This is a genomic window from Aeromonas sp. FDAARGOS 1415 (genome assembly GCF_019048365.1).
GTDB classification, from domain to species: Bacteria; Pseudomonadota; Gammaproteobacteria; order Enterobacterales; family Aeromonadaceae; genus Aeromonas; species Aeromonas taiwanensis.
In genome coordinates this window covers 2,823,296-2,845,006 of sequence record NZ_CP077363.1, presented here as the reverse complement: position 1 = coordinate 2,845,006, position 21,711 = coordinate 2,823,296, and the positions used below count along the sequence as shown (strand labels likewise).

The following is a 21,711-nucleotide window of genomic DNA, read 5'->3' as shown; positions in this document are numbered from 1 at the left end:
CCTATCCATCGACTGCCAGCAGGCGGCTAGCAGTGCCTCCTCCCAGGCAATTTGCGTGTTCCATTTTTGCAATATGCGAAAATAGCCCCATTCTGCAGATGGGGCATATTCGAGCCCCTTAAACCTCACCTGAATCCTGCCTGTTTCGTGCTTCACCACATCAACCAGGAAAAATTCAATATATTGATTTTAAAGCCATTAAAGGATTTCACGCGCCATTTCCCGGTCATATTCTCCCCACTTCCCACTCTCTGGCACGGTCACTGCATTGTCACATTCAGATACGACTCATCGGAGGATGGAACATGAAACTTCAACATCTGGCACTGTTCCCCTTGCCTTCACACATACTGCCTGGCGGAAAACTTCCCCTGCGCCTGTTCGAGCCGCGCCACCTCCAGATGCTCAAGGAGTCCTTCATCGAAGATCGGGGCTTTGGCATCGTCATGGAGGAGACGACCAGCACGGGCACTTGCGGGCGGATCCTGCCGGTCGGCACCCGCGTCAAGGTGACGGACTTCTATACGCTCAACGATGGTTTGCTCGGGGTAACCGTGCTAGGTCTGGAACGGTTCTGCATCCACGAGATGGAGACTGACGCCTCGGGTCTGCGACATGCGCAGGTCGAGACGCTGCCCAACTGGCCCAGCGCCCACTCCGACTTCAGCGACGAGCAGTTGGTCAGCAGATTGAGGGAGGTGTTTGAGCAGTATCCGGAACTCGATGAGCTCTATCCGGACAAGCAGTTCGACGATGCGTCCTGGCTCTGCCAGCGCTGGCTCGAGATCCTGCCCATGCCGATCTATGAAAAGCAGATGTTGATTGCCAAACAGAACAGTGAAGCGGCGCGCCAGTTTTTACGCCGACTGATCGCACAGTGAGTCAAGAAGCGGTTTGCAAAACGCGAATTTACTGACCGAAAATTCTTATAATGAAAGTAGTAATTTGCATTTTGCAACCAAGCGTAGCGATAAATAACACCTAACTCGGCTACAAACCGCAAAAAAACAGGTCATAAAAAGTTGGCACGACTTTTTCATATAAGACCGTACAACCCGATTTATCCCGTGCTCTCTTCAGTATTTGCTGAAGAATTGGTCAACTACCCAGTTGACCATTTTTTTTACCCAAAAATCGGCTCACCGGGTCCGGCAGTGCCGCAATAGACAATTGCGCAGCCGCGCCAGGCTGATGGGCTTGGCCAGAAAGTCGTCCATGCCCTGCGCAAGGCAGCGGGCCCTGTCCTCCATCATCGCATTGGCCGTCAGCGCCACTATGGGCACCTGGCACCCCATTTCACGCAGACGACGGGTGGCTTCCAGCCCGTCCATCTGGGGCATCCGCATATCCATCAGGATAAGATCCGGTCGCCGTTCACCAACCAGTGTCAGCGCCTCCAGGCCGTTGTTTGCCACCCTCACCCTGCACGCCAGTTTTTGCAGCATGAGCGACACCACCAGCTGATTGACCGGGCTGTCCTCCACCACCAGCACGTCCAGATCGAGCGCCCCCACCCCCTCGCTGGCTGGATCCGCTACCGGGGAACAGGGGGTGGCCATCCCGGGCAACTCGAACCAGAAGCAGCTCCCCTGCCCCGGCGAGCTCTGCACGCGAATGTCCCCGCCCATCAGTTGTACCAGTCGCCGGCAGATGGCGAGCCCGAGTCCGGAACCGGAGAAGCGCCGGGTCGCCGAACTGTCGACCTGATAGAAGGGTTCGAACAGCTGCGCCTGATCCTCGGGGGAGATACCGATCCCCGTGTCGCTGACCGATACCCTGAGCCTGTCGTCCTGCCAGGTGAGTGCGAGTCGCACGCAGCCCTCTGCCGTGAATTTCACCGCATTGCCGAGCAGGTTGCCGATCACCTGGGAGAGGCGCACCGCATCCCCTTGCAGACGGGACGGCACCGTCTCATCGAGGTGCCAGTACAACCCGATGCCCTTGGCGCTGGCTTGTGCCTGCAGGGGGCCAACCAGAGCCCGGCACAATTCGGCGGGCTGGAAGGACTCACAGTGCAGCGTCAGGGTATGGGACTCGATTTTCGAGAAGTCGAGCACATCGTCGATGATGGTCTGCAACAGGTGTGCGGAGTGGGTGGCATGACCGATAAGGGTCTGCTGCGGGGCGTCGAGCTGCCCGTGCTGCAGCAGATCCAGCATCCCCAGCACGGCATTCATGGGGGAGCGGATCTCGTGGGTCATCATGGCCAGGAACTGGGACTTGGCGCGGTTCGCCGTCTCGGCCTCGTCCCGCGCACGCGCCAGCTCCTGTTCGCGGCGGATCTGGTTGCCTATCTCCCGCGCCGTCCCCCGATAGCCGATGAAGGCCCCCTGGGGGTCGTGACAAGGCTCGGCGTTGATCTCCATCCAGCAGGGGCCGTTGGCCAGCAACACCTGGACGCGGATCCCCCGCACCGACAGATGGCGGTCGATAAGACGCCGGTAACTGCTCCAGGCGGGATCCTGCTTGTCATGGGCAAAATCGTAGAGGCTGCGTCCGGCATGGCGGGCCAGCAGCTCCCTCTGGTAGCCAGGCGCAGAGACATAGCTGAGCCTGTGCTCGGGATCCGTCTCCCAGAACCAGTCCGACGCCATGGCGGCGAAGCTGCGAAAGCGCTGCTCGCTGGCCTTCAGGGCCAGGGTCTTGAGCTCAACCTGCTCCTGCAGACGGGCCCGGTAGGCAATGTTGACCAGCGCCTGGGAGATGAGCGGCTGGCAGCGCTGCATCGCCGCCTTGCTCTTGAGATCGAAGGTGCCTGCGGCACTGTGCCGACAGACCAGCACACCGGAGAAACCTGGCCCTTTCAGCCCGGTCAGCATGATGCTGGCCCAGCCAGCCTGCCCCACCAGAGGGGCCAGCTCCGGCAACTGGGCAGGATCATAGATGATCAGGGTGTCCCCATCGATGGCCCGGGAGAAGAGCGGAGAGAGCAACCAGGTGTGACCGACCTCTTCCGGCTGGGTGCTGAGATGGGTAGTGCCACTCGCCCCCTCCCAGGCGATTACGTCTGCCTCTTCAAACCCGATGAAGGTTTTGAGCGCGAGAATGAGGCTCTCCAGCACCTGCTCCAGGCTCTGGGCCTGTGCCAGCGTCGCCACACCACACAGCAGAGCCTGCGACTCCTCGCGGTATCTGGCCTCCCGTTCCCGGCAACGCATCAGCTCCACCAGCGTGGTCTGCAGCTTGTCGCCCAGGGTTTCGAGTTCGCTATTGCCTGTCATCTTGGATCCAGCTGAGTGTCAATTCTCGAGGAAGATTACGCTCGATACCATGAGGTTGCCATGCGCCAGCTCACCATGGGGCAATCTCCCCTGCTCGCCGAACGTAAATGGCGTGATGAAGGGGATCTCCCCCAGTCGCAGGCAAAATTGCGTCACCACGTCGTCAAACCGCTCCTCCAGGGCCAGGCGGCAGCCAGCGCAGAATATCACCAAGGCCCCCAGGGGTCGCATGCTCCCCGCCATGCCGTATTCGGGTTCGATGCGCACCGCATTCAGGCTGCGCTGCAACAACCCGTCCTGACTGCAGTACATGAGTTGCAGGCGCTCCCCCAGCCGGGCTTCGGTAAAGAGGCGAAGCCCTTCCCGCACGGTCACCGCTTCGGGGTGCGAGAGCTTGTAGTAGGGGATGTCATCGAGCATGCCGACCTGGCGTGCCAGCGGGGAGAGCGTTGTCTCCCTGAGGATGGGGCCCACCGGCCAGGGTTTATCCCGTTCAGTCCAGCGGGCGTAGACCCGGGCCGCCGGCTCATGGTCTATGGTCAGCACCTCGCGACCGTCGAGGGCAGTGATGATGCCCTGGCGCTCGGTTGGCACATAACCGGAATGAAACTGGAACGCCAGCTGGCAGTCGGGGTAGAGCACCGCCAGCACACAGCCCTCCCCCCCTGCTCCCTCATCCCAGCAGAGTTGCCATTCGCCGCGCACGCCGTCATCCGCTGCGGATCCGCCGACGACGGGAACGGTCGCGCCAAATTCGCTCTCGATGCCCGCCAGCATGGCCTCTTCCAGACCCGGACTGGCGTGCAGCAAGACCAGCTGGGGCAGCTCGCCAGGGCGGCCGCCATCGGCGATGGCACGGCGCAGCAGAGTCCGCACATCCGGTGTCTGGCCAACCTGGCCGGCCACGCCGTACGCGCCCTTGTCATCGTAAAGGGCTGCGACCGCCAGACCCCGGCCCGCCAGGGCATGGTGCCCGGCCTGGGTCAGGATACCGCCGCAGGAGCTGCAGCCGATAAGCCGGCTGTCGGGAAAGTGCTCCTTGAGTGCATGGCGCAGTACCGCAGCGTCGTGCGCTTGGGTAAAATAGACCAGCAACAATGATGGGGCGTGGGGAGATTGGGCAAGCAACCGCTCTGCTATTTGTTGGGCAGCCAGTGGGGTCGTCTCGGCAAGCGAGTGAGCCGTCAGGAAGTTCAACACCGTCTCCTACAGGTATGGGATGCTGCTCTTAAGCAAAAATCATACCTTTATCAAACAATTACCTGGCCACAGAGACTAGAATGAAGCTCACTGGCCTCCCACGGGATCACTGCATGTGGCAGAAAAATATCAATGACTTCGAGCGGGTCGTCGCCATCGGCGGTGGACACGGCATGGGCCGCGTGCTCTCTTCCCTCTCGTTTTTAGGCTCCCGGCTAACGGGGATAGTGACCACCACGGATGACGGCGGCTCCACCGGACGCCTGCGCAAAAGCCAGGAGTGCATCGCCTGGGGTGATCTGCGCAACTGCCTCAACCAGCTGGTGACCACCCCCAGCATCGGCAGCCAGCTGTTCGAGTACCGCTTCACCGGCCGCGGCGAGCTGGCGGGTCACAACCTCGGCAACCTGATGCTGCTGGCCCTCGACAACCTCTGTGTCCGCCCTCTTGATGCCATCCGGCTCATCAGCGACATGCTGGAGATCGAGCCGACGCTGCTGCCCATGTCCGAACACCCCACCGACTTGTGCGCACATACCGTCTGCGGCGACCAGATCCTGGGAGAGGTCTCCATCGACCAGCTCACTACACCGCCGCAGGCCCTGAGCCTGAAACCGGCCGTACCGGCCACCCGAGAGGCCGCCCAGGCCTTGAGTCAGGCCGACATGATCATCCTGGGTCCCGGCAGCTTTCTCACCTCCGTCATGCCTCCCCTGCTGCTGTGCGACATTGCCGAGGCGATCCGCAGCAGCGGCGCCATCGTTGTCTTCATCAGCAATCTGGTCGCCGAAGAGGGGCCTGCGGGTCAGTTGACTCTACTCGATCAGCATCGCTGGCTGGAAGAGAGGATAGGCATGGGCCGGATCGATGCCATCCTGGCCCCCGAGGGTCATGAGGACCCCGAGCTGCAGCATTGCCTCGTTCGAGCCAACCTGGGTGAGGCTGCCCTGCCCCATCGCCACGACCGCCTCAAGCTCAGGCAGGCGCTAGATAACGTCATCCTGAACTGGCATAGGACGCATGACAAGGCGGGCTGAGCCGCCCGGGGATCAGTGAAATTGGGCCAGGTGGGTGAAGACCTGAGGCAGGGAATATTCCAGCTCGCTCAGCAGACGCCCGGCTTCTTGCGCGTCTTCCCGCCGACAGGCTGCTTCCAGGGCCATGACTTGTTGATAGCTGGGTTGGGCGCCATAACTGCCACAAGAAGATTTCATGCTGTGGGCAAGACGGGCCAGGGCGGACCAGTCCCGCTGATCATAGAGTGGCCTTAACTGGGCCAGCTGTTCCCCTACCTCTTCGACAAACACCGAGATGACGACCGGCATCATCTCGTGACCGATGTCATCTGCCAGTTGCCGCAGCACTTTCTGATCCAGCCATTCCATCTTCTCTTCCCTATGATGGTATCCAAACAGACCACAATATAGCCGATTGGTACAGCGGCTGTCATCCACCCTCCGGCGGCGTGCGGGTCGCCAAGGCGGCGTCGGAGTGTGAGCGGGTTCAAGTTATCGACATGTCCCCCATGGAGGGGAGAGATAAAGGTTGTCACAAAATTAACATTAAAGTAACAATGCAGCCCATGAGAATGATGCGGCTCAGCAACACCTCTCTCATCCCTTTTTGCCTGTATGGCTGCTGCGAAGAACCAGGGTAGGATTCTACCCTGGTATTTTTTTATTGCCGGGCAGGCAATATGGCTGCGTTGCCGTACTCCAGCTCGCCCAGACGGAACAGGCAGAACTCCCCGGGTACCATCTTCACCCAGCTTTCATTGCCTGTGAGCGGCCGGGTAGCGATCAGGGTCACCACGTCGTTCGGGGTGGTTTCGCTCTGAAAGTCGATGACCACATCCTCATCCAGCAGGCTCGCCTCGCCAAACGGCGCCCTGCGTGTCAGCCAGTAGAGGTTGTTGCTGCAATAGGTCATCACGAACTCCCCATCCGACAGCAGCATGTTGAATACCCCGAGCCCGCGCAACTCGTCACACAGGGTCGCCAGATAGCGGAACATGGCGGGAAAATTTGCCGGACGCTTGGGGTATTTCTGCTCCAGCCTGTCGAGCAGCCAGCAGAAGGCGTGCTCGCTGTCTGTGTCCCCCACCGGACGATGCCGCCCGGTCGGCAGCTTCTTGTAACCGGTCAGCTGGCCGTTGTGGGCGAAGGTCCAGTAGCGCCCCCACAGCTCACGGGTGAAGGGGTGGGTGTTCTCGAGCGACACGCAGCCCCGGTTCGCCTGCCGGATGTGGCTGACCACGGCGCGGCTCTTGATGGGCAACGCCTGCACCAGCTTGGCGATGGGGGACTGGGCACTCGGCTCGGGATCCTTGAAGGTGCGAAACCCCTTCCCCTCGTAGAAGGTGATCCCCCAGCCATCCTTGTGAGGGCCCGTCTTGCCGCCCCGCAGCATCAGCCCGGTGAAGCTGAAGCAGATGTCGGTCGGCACATTGGCGCTCATGCCGAGCAGTTCGCACATATCCCGTCAACCCCCTGAATTACATGATTCTCTCTGCTTTCATCAGACCTGTCGGCAGGCTACGAGGCGTCCGGATCTGTCGTCCAGCCGGGCGCCTCTCCACCTTCGATGCCCGCCCGATTACTTGGCCATCTCTTTTTCGACCAGCTGGATCAGGATGTGGATCACCTTGATGTGCACTTCCTGGATGCGATCGGCATAGCCGAAGTGCGGCACCCGGATTTCGACATCGGCCAGACCGGCCATCTTGCCACCATCCTTGCCGGTCAGGGCGATCACCTTCATGCCTTTGGCATGGGCCGCTTCGATGGCCTTGAGGATGTTGCCGGAGTTGCCACTGGTGGAGATGCCGAGCAGCACGTCGCCACTACGGCCGACGGCCTCCACGTAGCGGGAGAAGACATAGTCGTAGCCAAAGTCGTTGGAAACGCAGGAGAGGTGGCTGGGATCGGAGATGGCGATGCCGGCATAGCCGGGACGATTCTCGCGATAACGGCCGGTCAGCTCCTCGGCGAAGTGCATGGCATCACAGTGGGAACCGCCGTTGCCACAGGAGAGTACCTTGCCTTCCTCTTTGAAGGAGGCGGCCAGCAGTTTGGCGGCGGCCTCGATGTTCTTCAGATTCTGCTCGTCGGCCAGAAACGCCTGGAGCACGCCGGCAGCTTCAGTCAATTCGTTGCGGATCAGTTCTTGGTACATGGTCTTTGAGATCTCGTGGTCCAACATAGGGTGGCCGCATTGTCGCACAAGCCGGCCCAGTCGTCGCCCCCCGCCCGCCAAGATGCGGCGGACCGTGCGTTATGCCGATCACAGAGCCAAGGTAACAAGCTTGTAAACAGCTTGATAAGTTTGTGCGTATGAATTACAACAGGGACCACGACCAACAGGTCAGACCTCTGGATCAGTTAGTCCACGATTCTCCAACTTCGGCTACTCATTGCAAGGAGCGAAAAATGACGACGACCCTCACTCTGCTCGGGGTGATCCTGGTGATCGGCGCCATGGCATACCGCCGGGCGTCCCTGTTCACCGCCACGCTTGCCACGGCCGCCGCCCTGGTCGCCGGCACCCTCTATGGCCACGTGCCCCTGCTGGTGTGGGTACTGTTCGCGGTGCTTGCCATCCCCCTCAACCTGGTGGAGTTTCGCCGCAACCAGCTGACCAGGCCGCTGTTCAAGATCTACAAGTCCATCATGCCGGAGATGTCCCGTACTGAGAAGGAAGCCATCGAAGCGGGCACCACCTGGTGGGAGGCCGACCTCTTTGCCGGCAACCCGGACTGGAAGAAGCTGCACGCCATTCCGGTCAGCACCCTCAGCGCCGAGGAGCAGGCCTTCATGGACGGGCCGGTAGAAGAGGTGTGCCGCATGGTCAACGACTGGGAAGTGACCCACGAGCGCGCCGATCTCTCCCCCGAGGTGTGGCAATACCTGAAGGACAACAAGTTCTTCGCCATGATCATCAAGAAGAAGTACGGCGGCCTGGAGTTCTCCGCCTACGCCCAGTCCTGCGTACTGCAAAAGCTGTGTGGCGCCAGCGCCGTGCTCGCCTCCACCGTCGGCGTGCCCAACTCCCTCGGCCCGGGTGAGCTGCTGCAACACTACGGCACCGAGGAGCAGAAAGACCACTATCTGCCCCGCCTGGCTGTCGGCAAGGAGATCCCCTGTTTCGCCCTGACCAGCCCGGAAGCGGGATCGGATGCGGGCTCCATCCCCGACTTCGGCATCGTTTGCAAAGGGGAGTGGGAAGGGGAAGAGGTGCTCGGCATGCGCCTGACCTGGAACAAGCGCTATATCACGCTTGCCCCCATCGCCACCGTCCTGGGGCTGGCCTTCAAGCTGCGTGACCCGGATCACCTGCTGGGTGACGAAGAGGAGCTCGGCATCACCTGCGCCCTCATCCCCACCGACATCGACGGGGTCGAGATCGGTCGTCGTCACTTCCCCCTCAACGTGCCGTTCCAGAACGGTCCGACCCGTGGCAACGAGGTGTTCGTGCCGCTCGACTTCATCATCGGCGGCCCTGCCATGGCCGGCCAGGGCTGGCGCATGCTGGTGGAGTGTCTCTCCGTCGGTCGCGGCATCACCCTGCCCTCCAACAGCACCGGCGGCGTCAAGATGCTGGCCCTGGCCACCGGCGCCTACAGCCGCATCCGTCGCCAGTTCAAGCTGCCCATCGGCAAGATGGAAGGGATTGAAGAGCCGCTGGCCCGCCTCGGCGGCAACGCCTACATCATGGGCGCCGCCGCCAAGCTGACGGTGACCGGCATCGATCTCGGCGAGAAACCCTCTGTCATCTCCGCCATCGTCAAGTACCACCTCACCGACCGTGCCCAGAAGTGCATCATCGACGCCATGGACATCCACGGCGGCAAGGCCATCTGCATGGGCCCGAACAACTACCTGGCCCGCGGCTATCAGGGCGCCCCCATCGCGGTCACCGTCGAGGGAGCCAACATCCTGACCCGCAGCATGATCATCTACGGTCAGGGGGCCATCCGCTGCCACCCCTACGTGCTGCCCGAGATGCTGGCCGCCAGCCACCCGGACAAGGAGCAGGCCCTCAAGGACTTCGACAAGGCGGTGTTCAGCCACGTGGGCTTTGCCATCAGCAACCTGGTGCGCAGCTTCTGGCTGGGCCTCACCGGCGCCCGTTTCGCTGCCGCGCCGTACAAGGATCAGACCAAGGGCTACTATCAGCAGCTCTCCCGCCTCTCCGCCAACCTGGCGTTCCTGTCGGACATGGCGATGGGTACCCTGGGCGGCGAGCTCAAGCGCAAGGAGCGGGTTTCCGCTCGCCTCGGTGACGTGCTGAGCCAGCTCTATCTGGCCTCCAGCGCCCTCAAGCGCTATCAGGACGAGGGACGCCAGCAGGCAGACCTGCCGCTCTTGCACTGGGCACTGCAAGACGCCCTGTTCAAGGCACAGGAAGCCATCGACGAGCTGCTGCGCAACTTCCCGAACCGCTGGATTGGGCTGGCGCTGCGCGCCATCGTGCTGCCGCTGGGTCGCGACCTGAAACGTCCCTCCGACAAGCTCGACAGCCAGGTGGCCCGCCTGCTGCAGACGCCGAGTGCGACCCGCAGCCGTCTGGCCGAAGGCCAGTACCTCACCCGCGAGGAGGGCAACCCCTTCGGGCTGCTGGAACAGGCCCTCGACGACGTGCTGACCGCCGAGCCGCTATTTGACAAGGTGTGCAAGGCCGAAGGCACCAGACGTCCCTTCACCCAGCTCGACAAGGTGGCGGAGGCCGGTCTGACTCTCGGCGTCATCAACCAGACCGAAGCTGAGCTGTTGCGCCGCGCCGAGGCGAGTCGCCTGCGCACCATCAACGTCGATGACTTCGACCCTGTCGATCTGGTGGCAAACAAGGCGCTCTTTGAAGCCTCAGCCTACCACCGCGCAGCCTGATCCAGAGCCTGTCAAAACGCCTCCCTCGTGGAGGCGTTTTTCATGAAGAGATCGACCTTTGACCTTTCGGGGTGCAGGAGAAAACGACTGGATCATATTTTGAATACCAATCCATTTCCTATATTGAATGAAGCGGTTAAGGTAAACACAGTATCACTCACAGGATTGCGTAATGGATGATCAAATCCTGATTATCGACGATGAAGATCTTCCCCCGTCAGCGCAGCAGACCGCAGGCTGGAAGGTGATGATAGTGGACGATGAGCCCGAAGTGCACCGCATCACCAAGATCACCCTGAGCAAGTTCGAGTTCGACGGCAAACCCATAGATTTCCTGCACGCCTATTCCGCCGCCGAAGCCAAGGCGCTGCTCGCCATCACCCCGGATGTCGCACTGCTGCTTCTCGACGTCGTCATGGAGGCCGATCACGCCGGCCTCGAGGTTGTTAAATTCGTGCGCGACGAGCTGCAAAACAAGATGGTGCGCATCGTGTTGCGTACCGGTCAGCCCGGCCAGGCCCCGGAAGATGACGTCGTCACCAACTACGACATCAACGACTACAAGGACAAGACCGAACTCACCTCCCAGAAGCTGCGCACCCTGCTGCGCGCCAGCCTGCGCTCCTATCGCGACATCCGCACCCTGGAGAGCAATCGCCAGGGGCTGGAGAAAGTCATCGAAGCCTCCAGAGGGATCTTCGAGCAGCGCGCCCTGCGCCAGTTTGTCGAGGGGGCCCAGACCCAGCTCAGCGCCCTGCTGAACCTGGAGGGGTCCCAGATCTACGATGTGAAGCATCTGGCCTACGAGGTCCGGGACCAGGTGCTGGAGCCCCTGCTCAGCGACGGCCCTGCACTGCGGCTCACCGAGGCCCCGGCCATCCTGCGCAGCGCCATGGCCAGGGGAGGCAACGTCTACGATGGCAACCAGATGGTGCTCTACTGCAAGAATGCCCGCCATCACCTGCTGTTCCACATCGAGACCACTCGCCCCCTCAGCCAGATGGATACCGGCCTGCTGAGCCTGTTTACCGAAAACATCATAGTGGCGCTGGAGAACATCCGGCTCAACGAGGTGATCGGCGACAACCAGCGGGAGATCATCTACCGCATCGGCGAGCTGGTAGAAAGCCGCTCCAAGGAGTCCGGCCTGCACGTCAAGCGGGTGGCACTCTACACCGAGCTGTTCTGCCAGTTGCTCGGCATGAACGAAGACAGGTGCGAGCTCATCAAGCGCGCCTCCCCCCTGCATGACATCGGCAAGGTGGGGATCCCGGACGCCATCTTGCACAAGCCGGGCAAGCTCACCCCCGAGGAGTGGGAGATCATGAAGACCCACGCCCAACTCGGACACGACATGCTCTCCGGCAGCGATCTGGCGCTATTCCAGATAGGCGCCACCATCGCCGGCAATCATCACGAGAAGTGGAACGGCACCGGCTACCCTCGCGGACTCAAGGGGGATGCCATCCCTCTGGAGGGGCGCATCGTCGCCCTGGCGGACGTGTTCGATGCCCTGGGCTCGGATCGCTGCTACAAGCGGGCCTGGCCCCTTGAAGAGGTACTGTCGCTGATCAGGGAAGAGAGGGCGCAACACTTCGATCCCCAGCTGGTGGATCTGATGCTGGCCAATCTGGAGAAGTTTCTCGACATCCGCGAACAGTACAAGGACATCTACATCGGCGCCCACTGATTCATCGTGCGAGCCACAGCAAGAAGCCGCCTCATGGGCGGCTTCTTCATATGCGGATGAAGGCGGGCTATTGCTCCGGCAGATTGAGATCCAGCTTGGGGGCCGGGGCGGGCTCGCTCTGCTGCGCCTTCTGTGCCGCCATCGCCTTGTGCAAGGTGCGGCGCTTCTGCAGCAGGATGAAACCCACGGCGCCCAGCAGGAGCAGCACCACGCCTCCCCCGCCCAGTGCCCAGGGCAGCCAGACCGGGCTCTCACGCTCCTCAAACTTGGCCTTGGCCGGCTTGGCCGCCGAGGTGGCTGGCGCTGCGGAGGGAACCGGCGCCGGTGGCGGCGCTATGGTGAACGACTTGGCAGGCAGTTGCAGCCGCACTTCCCGGCCGAGCCGGGTCGTGCCGAACAGGGTGGCCTCCACCTGGTACTGGCCCGCCGCCTCGAGGGCGGAGAGATCGACGCCGAAGCGAAGCTCCTTCGCCACCTCGCTGAAGTCCAGGCTGTGACCGGTGCCGTCGCTGGCCTTGCCCTGGATCACCACGGAAGCCGGATCCAGCTCCTCCCCATCGATGACCAGGGAGAGCTTGGCCCCCGCCTCTCCCGAGGGAGCGACAAGGGTGTAGCTCACCGGCCAGGGGTAGAGCAGTACCTGCTGCGACTCGGCGCGAGAGAACACCTCGTTGCCGGTACTGTAGAGGGCGCGATACTTGCCTGCCGGCACGTCCAGCACCGCCTCGGCGGTCAGCACCCCATCCCCTGGCACCTCGTCCAGCCCCTTGCCATCGTCCAGATAATGGCCGAGCGTCTCCTCGAAGATGGGCTCTCCGCTCTGGGCCTCATCGTTGAACTGCTGCAGCCTCACCGTCATGCCCAGATCGGTAAGGTAGTACCCCGCTCCCGGCGCCGCCCCGTCGATCAGCAGGCGGGATTGCAACTTGACCCGCTCCCCCTGGTAGAGACGGGCCGGCAGCGGTTCGCTCACGACCCGGATATCGGAGAGCAGGCGCACCCGGTTGTCGGGATCGACCTCGCCGATGGCCTGCCAGGGACCCGGCATGGGATCGCGCACCGTGATGAGATCCTGATCCTGCAGCGCCTGCCAGCCCACCTCCGGCGGCCTGACCTTGCCGACATAGAGCTTGCTGCCGTCGGGTCGCACCAGGATCACCGAGGGGGTCCCCGGCTTGCGCTTGATGATGAAGGTGACCTCCTTCACGCCGTAATCGATGCGAAAGCGGTTGTCGAGCAGGGGAATATCGGAAGGACCGAACACCTCGTTGGCCGAGGCAGAGAGCGAGGCCAGCAGCAACAGGCCGCCCCAGAGCGAACTCATTGCCGCCACAGGCAGGCACCTCCTTTCTTCTGCACCAGATCCAGCCTGGCCTCATGGGCGGCCACCACCTCCTCGCTGGCGCGCACCACCCTGAGGGGGGCCCGGTTGCTCTCCAGGCGGCGAATGCCGGTGTCCTGGTTGCTGTCGCTCTCGTTGCTCTCGCTGGCCAGGTTGAGCTTGGTCTGGCCACCCGTCATCAGCAGGTAGACGTCTGCCAGGATCTCCGCATCGAGCAAAGCCCCGTGCAGGGTACGGTGGGAGTTGTCGATACCGTAGCGATCGCACAGCACATCCAGGTTGTTGCGCTTGCCCGGGAAAAGATCCCGCGCCATCGCCAGGGTATCCGTGATGCCGCAGATATCCGCCGTCTTGAAGTCGAGGCCGAGCTTGCTGAACTCGTAGTCCATGAAGCTCACGTCAAAGGGCGCGTTGTGGGCGATGAGCTCGGCGCCACGGATAAACTCGATGAAGTCGTCCGCTATCTGGTTGAAGGAGGGCTTGTCCGCCAGGAAGGCATCCGTGATGCCATGCACCGCGATGGCTTGAGGGTCCACCAGCCGGTCCGGCTTGATATAGACGTGGAAATGGTTGCCGGTCAGTTTGCGGTTGATCACCTCCACACAGCCGATCTCGATGATGCGGTGCCCAAGGTAGACGGGACCGCCCGCAGTATTCATGCCGGTGGTTTCGGTATCCAGAATGATCTGGCGGTTCAGTTGGGGTGTGCTCATGATCAAATCCATGTCAAACTTCGGTTTTACTCGCTAGTTTACCCCAAGCCTTCGGCTAAAACAGATTGATTGCTCATGTTAAAACAGATTGATTTATTTACGGATGGCTCCTGCCTCGGCAACCCGGGCCCCGGCGGTTATGGCGCCGTCATGGTCTATGGCAAGCATCGCAAGGAGATCTCGGCCGGTTTCAGACTGACCACCAACAACCGGATGGAGCTGATGGCGGCCATCATGGGACTGCGCACCCTGAACGAATCCTGCCAGGTACGGCTCACCACCGACAGCCAGTATGTGCGCCAGGGCATCACCCAGTGGATCATCGGCTGGAAGAAAAAGGGATGGATGACCGCCAACCGCCAGCCGGTCAAGAACGTCGATCTCTGGCAGGCCCTGGATGCGGAGGTGGCACGCCATCAGATCGAGTGGCTCTGGGTCAAGGGTCACTCCGGTCACCCGGAGAACGAACGCTGCGACGAGCTGGCCCGGGACGCCGCCAGCGGCAAGCAGCTTGCCGAAGACGAAGGCTACCAGCCCTGAGGGCCGCTAGCCGCCCTGGCGCGCCATCCCAGGCGCGGCCATCGACTCCGGCAACCGCCAGCGGCGGCGCACCGGGGTGACAGGAAAACGCCGCTTGCGGGCGGCAATCACATAGACGGATGCCAGGGATCGGCAATAGTCCCGTCCCAGACTCTCCCGCCACCAGCCGATCCGGCTCTGCCTGCCCATGAAGGAGAAGCCGAATCGCTCGTCGAACATCACCTCGCACCCGAGCAGCTGCAGCCAGTCCGTCACCCGGGCGGGCGTGAACATGCGGGCTGACCAGGGCAGATGTCGTCGCATGAAAGGCAGATAGTGGCCCAGACCGACCAGGCTGACAGGATTGTAGCCGCTGACGATGAGCCAGCCATCGTCGGTCAGCACCCGCTCCGCCTCGCGCAGCACCTGATGGGGATCCGGCGAGAAATCGAGACAATGGGCGAGCAGGCAGGCATCCACACTGCCGGAGCGGACCGGCAAGGCCAGGGGATCCCCCACCAGGTCCAGCAGTCGCCCACCGGGAGCGACCCCGATTTGATGGCGGATGGTGGAGCAGCCGCAGGAGAGTTCGGCGCTCAGGGCGCCGATTTTCAGCAAATGATAACCAAACAGATGGGGGCACCAGCTGTCGAGCCGCTCCTGCAGCTCGGCGGCCACCCAGTCCCCCATGGGCAGTGCCGACCAGCTGGTCGGGATCGCGATCTGTTGTTCGGTACGTGCCAGCTGCATAATGGAACCAACTCGGGGGTGCGAATGCCATCCAGTTATATAAGATCCCATCCCTAAAGAACACTAAAGAGAAGCCGACCCATGTATACCGTCATCACAGTTCCCGCCTTTAACGACAACTACATCTGGTTGATCCGACACGAGAATCACTGCCTTGTCGTCGATCCGGGCGAAGCCGCTCCAGTGCTGGAACGGCTCGAGATCCTGGGGCTGGAGCTCGACGCCATCCTGCTGACCCATCACCATCGCGACCACGTCGGGGGGGTATCCGAGCTGCTGCACCATTTCCCCCACGCCCGCCTCTATGGCCCCAAGCATGACCCCATGCCCGATCATCACGGCCAGTGGCTCGATGACGGGGACAGGATCGACTGGCACGGCCTGAGCCTGGACGTCTTCCATCTTCCCGGCCATACCCTGGGTCACATCGCCTATTACGGCCAGGGCATGCTGTTTTGCGGCGACACCCTATTCAGTGCCGGCTGCGGGCGCCTGTTCGAAGGCACCCCGGCCCAGATGTACGGCTCCCTGCAACGGCTCGCGGCCCTGCCCGACGACACCCTCCTTTATTGTGCCCATGAGTACACCCTCTCCAACCTGCGTTTCGCCCATGCGGTCGAGCCGGACAACCCGGCGATCCAGCAGCAGATCGGGGTGATCAGCAAGCTGCGCCAGCAGGGCCTGCCGAGTCTCCCCTCCCGGCTGGGGGATGAGCGGCATTTCAATGTTTTTCTGCGCTGCGAGCAGGACTCAGTGAAATTTTCTGCTGAGAAATACGCCCTTAAATGCTTGGAAAATCCAGAGGATACCTTCACTGTCTTGCGGGCCTGGAAGGACGTTTTTTGAACAAACCTTGATCAGGGGGGGATTGCCCCTTATGATGCGAGCTGTTTTTCCATAGATGACCTGAGCGAGATGAAGCTACGAACGGCCTTATTGGCAGCGCTGTTTCTCAGCGGCTGCCAAAACCTGAGCCATCAGGATGACCGGGCGATAACGGCAATCGAGCCGATCAAATCCCCCCAAGTCAGCAAGAAAACGTACAAGAAACACTCTTCCCGATTGCTGTTCGGTGACGAACAGATAGAAGAGATGGATGACACTGATAACCTGTGGGTGCGTATCAGCGATGATATGCAGCTGGACTCGCATGATAATGCCCGTGTCCGGCAGCAGCGTGATTGGTTGTTGCGTAATGATAAGCATATGGCGACCATTGCCAGCCGGGCTGAGCCCTACCTGTATCTGATGGTAGAGGAAATCGAACGGCGTGAGCTGCCAATGGAGCTTATTACCATCCCCATGATCGAGAGCATGTTCGATCCCAACGCCCGCTCCCGCAGCAATGCGGTCGGCCTTTGGCAATTCGTTCCTGCGACCGGCAAGAATTTCGGCTTGCGCCACGACAACTGGTATGACGGCCGACGCGACGTCCTGGCATCCACCAATGCCGCACTGGACTACCTGGAATACCTGAACCGTTTCTTCGACGGTGACTGGCTCCAGACTCTGGCCGCCTACAACGCGGGTGAGGGCCGGGTGCGGAACGCCATCGTCCGCAACGAGCGGGCCGGCCGGCCGACCGACTACTGGTCGCTGGATCTGCCCCGTGAAACCCGGATGTATGTGCCCAAGATCCTGGCCATGGCCGACATGATCCGCAATGCGGACCAGTACAATGTCACCCTGCCGGTGCTGGCCAACAAGCCGCAGCTGCGGACCATCAACACCGGTGGCCAGATCGATCTGAACGTGGCGGCGCAGCTGGCGGGGATTTCCGCCTCCCAGCTCAAGGCGCTCAATCCGGCGCTCAAGCGTGGCGTGACCTCACCGCGGGGTCCCTACAACCTGCTGGTGCCCGTCGAGTATGCCGATACCCTGGAGCTGGCCCTGGCCGATCTGCCCCAGCGTGAGCGGACCCGTGGCGTGCGCTCCTATCAGGTCACCCGGGGCGACACCCTGTCCCGTATCGCCCAGAATCACGGGGTGAGCGTGCAGCAGCTCAAGCTGGCGAACAATCTGCGCGGCAACAACCTGCGTCGTGGCCAGAGCCTGATCATCCCCAATGGTGGCAACGCCATGGTGAGCCAGGCCGCCAAGAGCAAGCCGCAACAACTCGCCAGCAACAGCGGCAACAAGATCCAGTATCAGGTGCGTTCCGGCGACAACCTGTGGAGCATCAGCCAGGCACACGGCGTCAGCCACGCCGACCTGGCCAAGTGGAACGGACTGAGCGCCAAGTCGGCCCTGAAACCTGGTATGAAGCTGGTGGTCTGGCCCAAGCAGGGCAAGGGCAGCAACAAGTCCATGGTCTATCAGGTGCGCCGAGGGGACTCCCTCTCCTCCATCGCCGCCCGATTCCAGGTCGGCGTCAACGACGTGATGCGCTGGAACCAGCTCGGCAAGAGCGACTACCTCAAGCCCGGTCAGGAACTGACCCTGTTCGTGAAGAACAACAGCTGATCGCTCATCACAATCCAAAAAAATACCCCGCCTGGTGCGGGGTATTTTTTTACCTGCCATCCGGCCCCGTCAGGGGGTGATGGCCTGGGCCGCGAATCGCGCCAGTATGGGGTTGTGATCCGAGGCGTCGGTGGCCGGCGAGCTCACCTCCACCAGATCCAGATTGCGGTAATAGAGGTGATCCAGCGGACGGCCGAAGGCGGTACGGCGCAAGTCAGGCACCGGGATGGCCTCCTGCAGGCCGAGCTCCCCCACCAGCTTGTTCAGCCAGAATTCGCGTTTGTCGCTCCAGGTGTTGAAATCCCCGGCCAGGATGACGGGCCCCTGATGGCGATGGACCAGGGCGGTCAGATCGTTGAGCTGCTCCCGGAAGGTGGCCATCCCCAACTCGAAGTTGACCGCGTGGAGGTTCACCACCAGCACGCCATCGGGGTCACCCTGCAGGGGGTAGAGGCTGACCAGACCAGATTTGGGGATGCGCAGCAGCGGCTCGGGGGAGCGCACGCCACAGACAAAGGCCTGAGGCGTTTTGGCGACCGTCATGACGCCGAAGGAGACGCCCCCCTGGGTGAAGGCCTGCAGCTGCTGCCACTGGAAGTCGCCTCGCCTCAGCCAGTCCAGCATCTCGGGTCGGGTCGCCGACTCCTGCAACAGCACCAGATCCCGGGATTTGGCGTACTCGTCCAGCCCCTCCTGCCAGTTCTTGCGCTGTCCCTTGTAAAGATTCCAGACGGTGATGCCGAACTCCCGGGGCAAGGCGGTGGTGGCGAGCGCCACCAGCGGAGGACGGTCGCAGTGAGCGCCGGGCACTATGCCCGCGGCCGTGACCAGATGGTCCTGATCCGGCACCTCGAAACAACCGACCAGTCCCAATGTCAGCAGGGAGGTCCCCAGAATCCGATAACTATTTTTCATTGGCTAACAACCACCTGCCTCTGCAAGACGCCATGATCCGCACAGAGATCATGATCGCCAACTAGTCTCATTATTCGTGTCCGGCCCGACTCATCCACGAGGGATCCCGCCATGGCGAGACAGCATCAGTACCGCGTGACATTTTACGATCAACAAGGAACTTGTCATCAAGTGGAGCTCTCCACCGTCTATCAGATCAGGCGGGATCCCCAGTGCGATCTCTGCCTGTTTGACACCAAGCAGTGTGTCGGCTCGGAAGAGATGCTGGAGCGCATGATACGGCAAAAAACCGGGCTTGAGCAGGAAATATCCATCATCAATGCCCGGCTGATCTAAGCCGCCTCAGACCGGGACAGGACGGGATTTACCCTGATCGTCGATGGCCACGTAGGTAAATACCCCCTCGGTCACGCAGTATCGCTGGGCTTCGTTCTCCCGCAGTACCGGCTTGACCCAGACCTCCAGCTTGAGGCGCATGGAGCTGCGACCAATCTTGAGGCAGCGTCCGTAGCAGCACACCACGTCCCCCACCTTGACCGGACTGTGGAAGGTCATCCCCTCCACCGAGACGGTACAGATGCGTCCTTTTGCCAGCTCCTTGGCCATGATGCCCCCCCCTATATCCATCTGGGACATGATCCACCCGCCGAAGATATCGCCATTGGGGTTGGTATCGGCTGGCATCGCCAGGGTTCTCAGCAACAGTTCCCCATCGGGGTGACGCTTGGTCTCTTCCATCATTACCGCTCTCTTTATCATGGATGGCGGCATGATAGGGGGCGATCCCGCCCTTGGCAAACCTCAATTCCCCCCGAAGCCCGCACCCCGCCTGGCTCGCGTCCTCCTGCACCGGAAAAATGGGATCACATTGGAGCCCACTCTATTCAACCCTGCCGGGTCCCCTGTTCGGCAAACCAGTGGGCCGGATCCGGCCAGCGGTAGACGAAACCGCGCCGCTGGCAGATGTGCTGCCCCTCGATGGGGAGAAAGTCCCCCGCCGGCTCGATGAACTGCGGTGGTACAAGCCCAAGCAGACGGCTTGCGAAGGGATAAAGCTGCTCCCGGCGCGGGTGGACAGGGGCGCTCAGGTTATAGGCCTCCCCATCCTGCCCCTTTGCCAGCATCAGCTGGCAGGCGGCCACCACATCGTCCAGGTGCACCAGATTGACCGCCTGACCGCCTCCCGTCAGCGTCTTGCCGGCGAGAAACCGCCCCGGATGGCGCTCCGGGCCATAGAGACCGGCCGGGCGCAGTATCATGGCGCAGGCAAAGCCCCCGCCCAGCACCGCGAGCTCGGCCGCACGCATCCGCGCGCCCCGCTCATGCGAAGGCTCGGGGGTCTCCTCTTCGGTCTGGCCGGGCGACCACACCGAGGTGGCGCTGATGAACAGCACCCGCCGAATGCCCGCCTCCCTCGCCTGCTGACACAGACGGGCCACCGAGGCCGGATAATCCGGAGTCTTGCTCGGCGGTACGCAGATCACCAGATCATGGCAGCGAAAAGGCAGCGCCCCCATCTCGGGGGCAAGCAGCAGCGGCCAGGCCGCGATACCCTCCCCTCGCAGCTGCTCGGCCTTTTCGGCGGAGCTGACCGTCACCACGACCCGCTGGCCCGACGCCTGAAGCGCCCTTGCCAGCGGCAGCCCCAGCCAGCCGGCCCCCAGGATCCCCGTCTGGTACTCATGTTCGTTCGTCATTGCAAAATCCTGACAAAAAAAAACGGCCATCCTATGATGACCGTCGAAAGTAACGAAGGAAATAGCCGGATAAACCGGTTACCTCCCACAGCGGGAAAATCGGGAGCGCACGCTCCTAATTCGTGGGCCTATCCTAGTGGCAGCGCTGGTAAAAAGCTTTGAAGCGGATCACAGTTGAAAAGGATTTCTGAAAGCGCTTTCACTCTTTAGCAAAAAAGCCGACCCGCCCGGGGCCAACTTGATGGCTCAGGCCACCGATTCCCGCCGAACCAGTTCTGCCTCGAACTTGAGTGCCAACCCCTCGACCGGCTTGTGATCCAGCAGGCGCAGGGCCAGCTCGGCCGCCCGCTCCCCCATCTCTTCGATGGGGTAGCGCACCGTGGTGAGCTTGGGATAGATGTAACGGGCATAGGGGATGTCATCGAACCCCACCACCGACACCTGCTGGGGGATCTTGTAACCGCGTTCCAGCAGACAGGAGATGGCACCCGCCACCATGGCGTCGTTGAAGCCCAGAACGGCGGTGAACTCGACGCCGCGCGACAGCAGTTCGCTCATGGCCACATAACCGCCCTTCTCGTCGGCGTAGGCGCGACCGATGAGAGCTTGATCCAGTTCGATACCTGCCCGTTTCAGGGCGAAGCGATAACCGGCCATCCGCTGCTGACCATCGACGAACTCCTCGTCATCGGACGTGACAAAGGCGATCTTGCGATGGCCCGCATCCAGCAGATGCTGGCAAGCCGTGGTGATGCCCGCCTGGTTGTCCAGCCAGACACAGCGATCTTCGCAGCCCGGTACCTGGCGGTTGATGAAGACGATGGGGGTCGTGCCCGATGCCAGCTCGCTGAGCTCTTCGTCAGGCAGCGCCTTGCTGTGCAGGATCAGGGCGTCGCACTGGCGTTGCAGCAGCGCATGGATGGCGTGACGTTCCCTCGCGGCATCGTGGTTGCCGGAGACGACGATGGTGAACTTGTTCGCCTTGTCGACCATGCTCTCGATGCCACGCATCATCTGGGCGAAGAAGGGGCCACCACACAGATCCCCGACCAGCACGCCGATGCAGTTGGAACGTTTGCTCACCAGGGCCTGGGCGAAGCTGTTCGGACGAAAGCTGAGCTCCTTCATGGCCGCGAGTACGGCCTCGCGCTTCTCTGGCGCTACCTGTGCCGTGTTGTTGATCACTCGAGACACTGTCGAAATGGAGACATTCGCCAGCTGAGACACATCTTTGATCGTTGCCACTCTCGATTCCTTTGTTGGACAAGCCTGTCTGTGTTAATCGGGCATTGTATCGAACCTGCCAGCCCAAGACG

21 protein-coding genes are annotated in these 21,711 nt (G+C 61.8%); 8 read left to right on the top strand and 13 right to left on the bottom strand.

The genetic code is table 11. The features are described 5' to 3' along the window. Positions 1-305 precede the first annotated feature (305 nt). On the top strand, positions 306-881 hold the full coding sequence (locus tag I6L45_RS13555; RefSeq protein WP_043761791.1) for an LON peptidase substrate-binding domain-containing protein: 576 nt from the start codon (positions 306-308) through the stop codon (positions 879-881). A gap of 258 nt (positions 882-1,139) precedes the next feature. On the opposite strand, the gene I6L45_RS13550 is transcribed toward I6L45_RS13555, so the two are convergent. Both I6L45_RS13550 and I6L45_RS13545 read right to left on the bottom strand, forming a co-directional pair. Continuing rightward, positions 1,140-3,221 carry a PAS domain-containing hybrid sensor histidine kinase/response regulator gene (locus I6L45_RS13550; RefSeq protein ID WP_216982321.1) on the bottom strand — a complete coding sequence of 694 codons (2,082 nt, stop codon included), beginning with the start codon at positions 3,219-3,221 and terminating at the stop codon, positions 1,140-1,142. A gap of 18 nt (positions 3,222-3,239) precedes the next feature. Next, complete coding sequence (locus I6L45_RS13545) at positions 3,240-4,418, bottom strand: FIST signal transduction protein (protein WP_167576731.1); 1,179 nt, start codon at positions 4,416-4,418, stop codon at positions 3,240-3,242. Positions 4,419-4,534: 116 nt separating this feature from the next. Here I6L45_RS13545 and yvcK point away from each other — a divergent pair, with 116 nt between their 5' ends. Further along, positions 4,535-5,458 (top strand): uridine diphosphate-N-acetylglucosamine-binding protein YvcK, encoded by a 924-nt coding sequence (gene yvcK / locus I6L45_RS13540; protein ID WP_216982320.1) that lies wholly within the window; start codon positions 4,535-4,537, stop codon positions 5,456-5,458. Between the two features lie 12 nt (positions 5,459-5,470). Here yvcK and I6L45_RS13535 read toward each other — a convergent pair whose 3' ends face one another. From I6L45_RS13535 to lpcA, 3 genes are all read right to left on the bottom strand, one after another. Next, positions 5,471-5,806, bottom strand: a complete 336-nt coding sequence (locus I6L45_RS13535) for an Hpt domain-containing protein (RefSeq protein ID WP_043761795.1) — start codon at positions 5,804-5,806, stop codon at positions 5,471-5,473. A 292-nt stretch (positions 5,807-6,098) separates the two neighbouring features. Further along, positions 6,099-6,896, bottom strand: coding sequence for a class II glutamine amidotransferase (locus I6L45_RS13530; RefSeq protein WP_216982319.1), 798 nt, complete (start codon positions 6,894-6,896; stop codon positions 6,099-6,101). A 120-nt stretch (positions 6,897-7,016) separates the two neighbouring features. Continuing rightward, positions 7,017-7,595: a D-sedoheptulose 7-phosphate isomerase gene (gene lpcA / locus I6L45_RS13525; protein WP_216982318.1), complete on the bottom strand. Its 579-nt coding sequence runs from the start codon at positions 7,593-7,595 to the stop codon at positions 7,017-7,019. Positions 7,596-7,849: 254 nt separating this feature from the next. On the opposite strand from lpcA, the gene fadE reads away from it, so the two are divergent. Both fadE and I6L45_RS13515 read left to right on the top strand, forming a co-directional pair. Beyond that, positions 7,850-10,306 carry an acyl-CoA dehydrogenase FadE gene (gene fadE, locus I6L45_RS13520; protein ID WP_216982317.1) on the top strand — a complete coding sequence of 819 codons (2,457 nt, stop codon included), beginning with the start codon at positions 7,850-7,852 and terminating at the stop codon, positions 10,304-10,306. 172 nt (positions 10,307-10,478) lie between these two features. Further along, positions 10,479-11,996: an HD domain-containing phosphohydrolase gene (locus I6L45_RS13515; RefSeq protein ID WP_216982316.1), complete on the top strand. Its 1,518-nt coding sequence runs from the start codon at positions 10,479-10,481 to the stop codon at positions 11,994-11,996. Between the two features lie 67 nt (positions 11,997-12,063). On the opposite strand, the gene I6L45_RS13510 is transcribed toward I6L45_RS13515, so the two are convergent. After that, on the bottom strand, positions 12,064-13,320 hold the full coding sequence (locus I6L45_RS13510) for a TIGR03503 family protein (protein WP_134695977.1): 1,257 nt from the start codon (positions 13,318-13,320) through the stop codon (positions 12,064-12,066). Next, positions 13,317-14,051: a DNA polymerase III subunit epsilon gene (gene dnaQ, locus I6L45_RS13505; protein ID WP_216982315.1), complete on the bottom strand. Its 735-nt coding sequence runs from the start codon at positions 14,049-14,051 to the stop codon at positions 13,317-13,319. Before dnaQ ends, I6L45_RS13510 begins: the two co-directional genes overlap by 4 nt. A gap of 75 nt (positions 14,052-14,126) precedes the next feature. On the opposite strand from dnaQ, the gene rnhA reads away from it, so the two are divergent. Next, the gene (gene rnhA, locus I6L45_RS13500) at positions 14,127-14,591 is read left to right on the top strand and encodes a ribonuclease HI (protein ID WP_043761804.1); all 465 of its coding nucleotides are present in this window, start codon (positions 14,127-14,129) and stop codon (positions 14,589-14,591) included. A gap of 6 nt (positions 14,592-14,597) precedes the next feature. Here rnhA and I6L45_RS13495 read toward each other — a convergent pair whose 3' ends face one another. After that, positions 14,598-15,320 carry a class I SAM-dependent methyltransferase gene (locus I6L45_RS13495; RefSeq protein WP_043761805.1) on the bottom strand — a complete coding sequence of 241 codons (723 nt, stop codon included), beginning with the start codon at positions 15,318-15,320 and terminating at the stop codon, positions 14,598-14,600. A gap of 81 nt (positions 15,321-15,401) precedes the next feature. On the opposite strand from I6L45_RS13495, the gene gloB reads away from it, so the two are divergent. Beyond that, positions 15,402-16,166, top strand: coding sequence for a hydroxyacylglutathione hydrolase (gloB, locus tag I6L45_RS13490; RefSeq protein ID WP_216982314.1), 765 nt, complete (start codon positions 15,402-15,404; stop codon positions 16,164-16,166). Between the two features lie 87 nt (positions 16,167-16,253). Here the strand turns inward: gloB and I6L45_RS20100 are convergent, their stop codons facing one another. Continuing rightward, complete coding sequence (locus tag I6L45_RS20100; protein ID WP_231557823.1) at positions 16,254-16,526, bottom strand: hypothetical protein; 273 nt, start codon at positions 16,524-16,526, stop codon at positions 16,254-16,256. On the opposite strand from I6L45_RS20100, the gene I6L45_RS13485 reads away from it, so the two are divergent. Further along, the gene (locus tag I6L45_RS13485) at positions 16,527-17,783 is read left to right on the top strand and encodes a LysM peptidoglycan-binding domain-containing protein (RefSeq protein ID WP_245155476.1); all 1,257 of its coding nucleotides are present in this window, start codon (positions 16,527-16,529) and stop codon (positions 17,781-17,783) included. It abuts the gene before it with no gap. Positions 17,784-17,852: 69 nt separating this feature from the next. Here I6L45_RS13485 and I6L45_RS13480 read toward each other — a convergent pair whose 3' ends face one another. After that, positions 17,853-18,698 (bottom strand): endonuclease/exonuclease/phosphatase family protein, encoded by an 846-nt coding sequence (locus I6L45_RS13480; protein WP_216982313.1) that lies wholly within the window; start codon positions 18,696-18,698, stop codon positions 17,853-17,855. A gap of 111 nt (positions 18,699-18,809) precedes the next feature. Between I6L45_RS13480 and I6L45_RS13475 the strand changes: the two genes are divergently transcribed. Further along, positions 18,810-19,034, top strand: coding sequence for a hypothetical protein (locus I6L45_RS13475; RefSeq protein ID WP_210548255.1), 225 nt, complete (start codon positions 18,810-18,812; stop codon positions 19,032-19,034). A gap of 6 nt (positions 19,035-19,040) precedes the next feature. Here the strand turns inward: I6L45_RS13475 and yciA are convergent, their stop codons facing one another. From yciA to I6L45_RS13460, 3 genes are all read right to left on the bottom strand, one after another. Continuing rightward, entirely contained in the window at positions 19,041-19,439 is a 399-nt protein-coding gene (gene yciA, locus I6L45_RS13470; protein ID WP_029314261.1) for an acyl-CoA thioester hydrolase YciA, read from the bottom strand. Positions 19,440-19,582: 143 nt separating this feature from the next. After that, entirely contained in the window at positions 19,583-20,395 is an 813-nt protein-coding gene (locus I6L45_RS13465; RefSeq protein WP_216982312.1) for an NAD-dependent epimerase/dehydratase family protein, read from the bottom strand. Between the two features lie 246 nt (positions 20,396-20,641). Beyond that, positions 20,642-21,640, bottom strand: coding sequence for a LacI family DNA-binding transcriptional regulator (locus tag I6L45_RS13460; protein WP_216982311.1), 999 nt, complete (start codon positions 21,638-21,640; stop codon positions 20,642-20,644). Positions 21,641-21,711 lie beyond the last annotated feature (71 nt).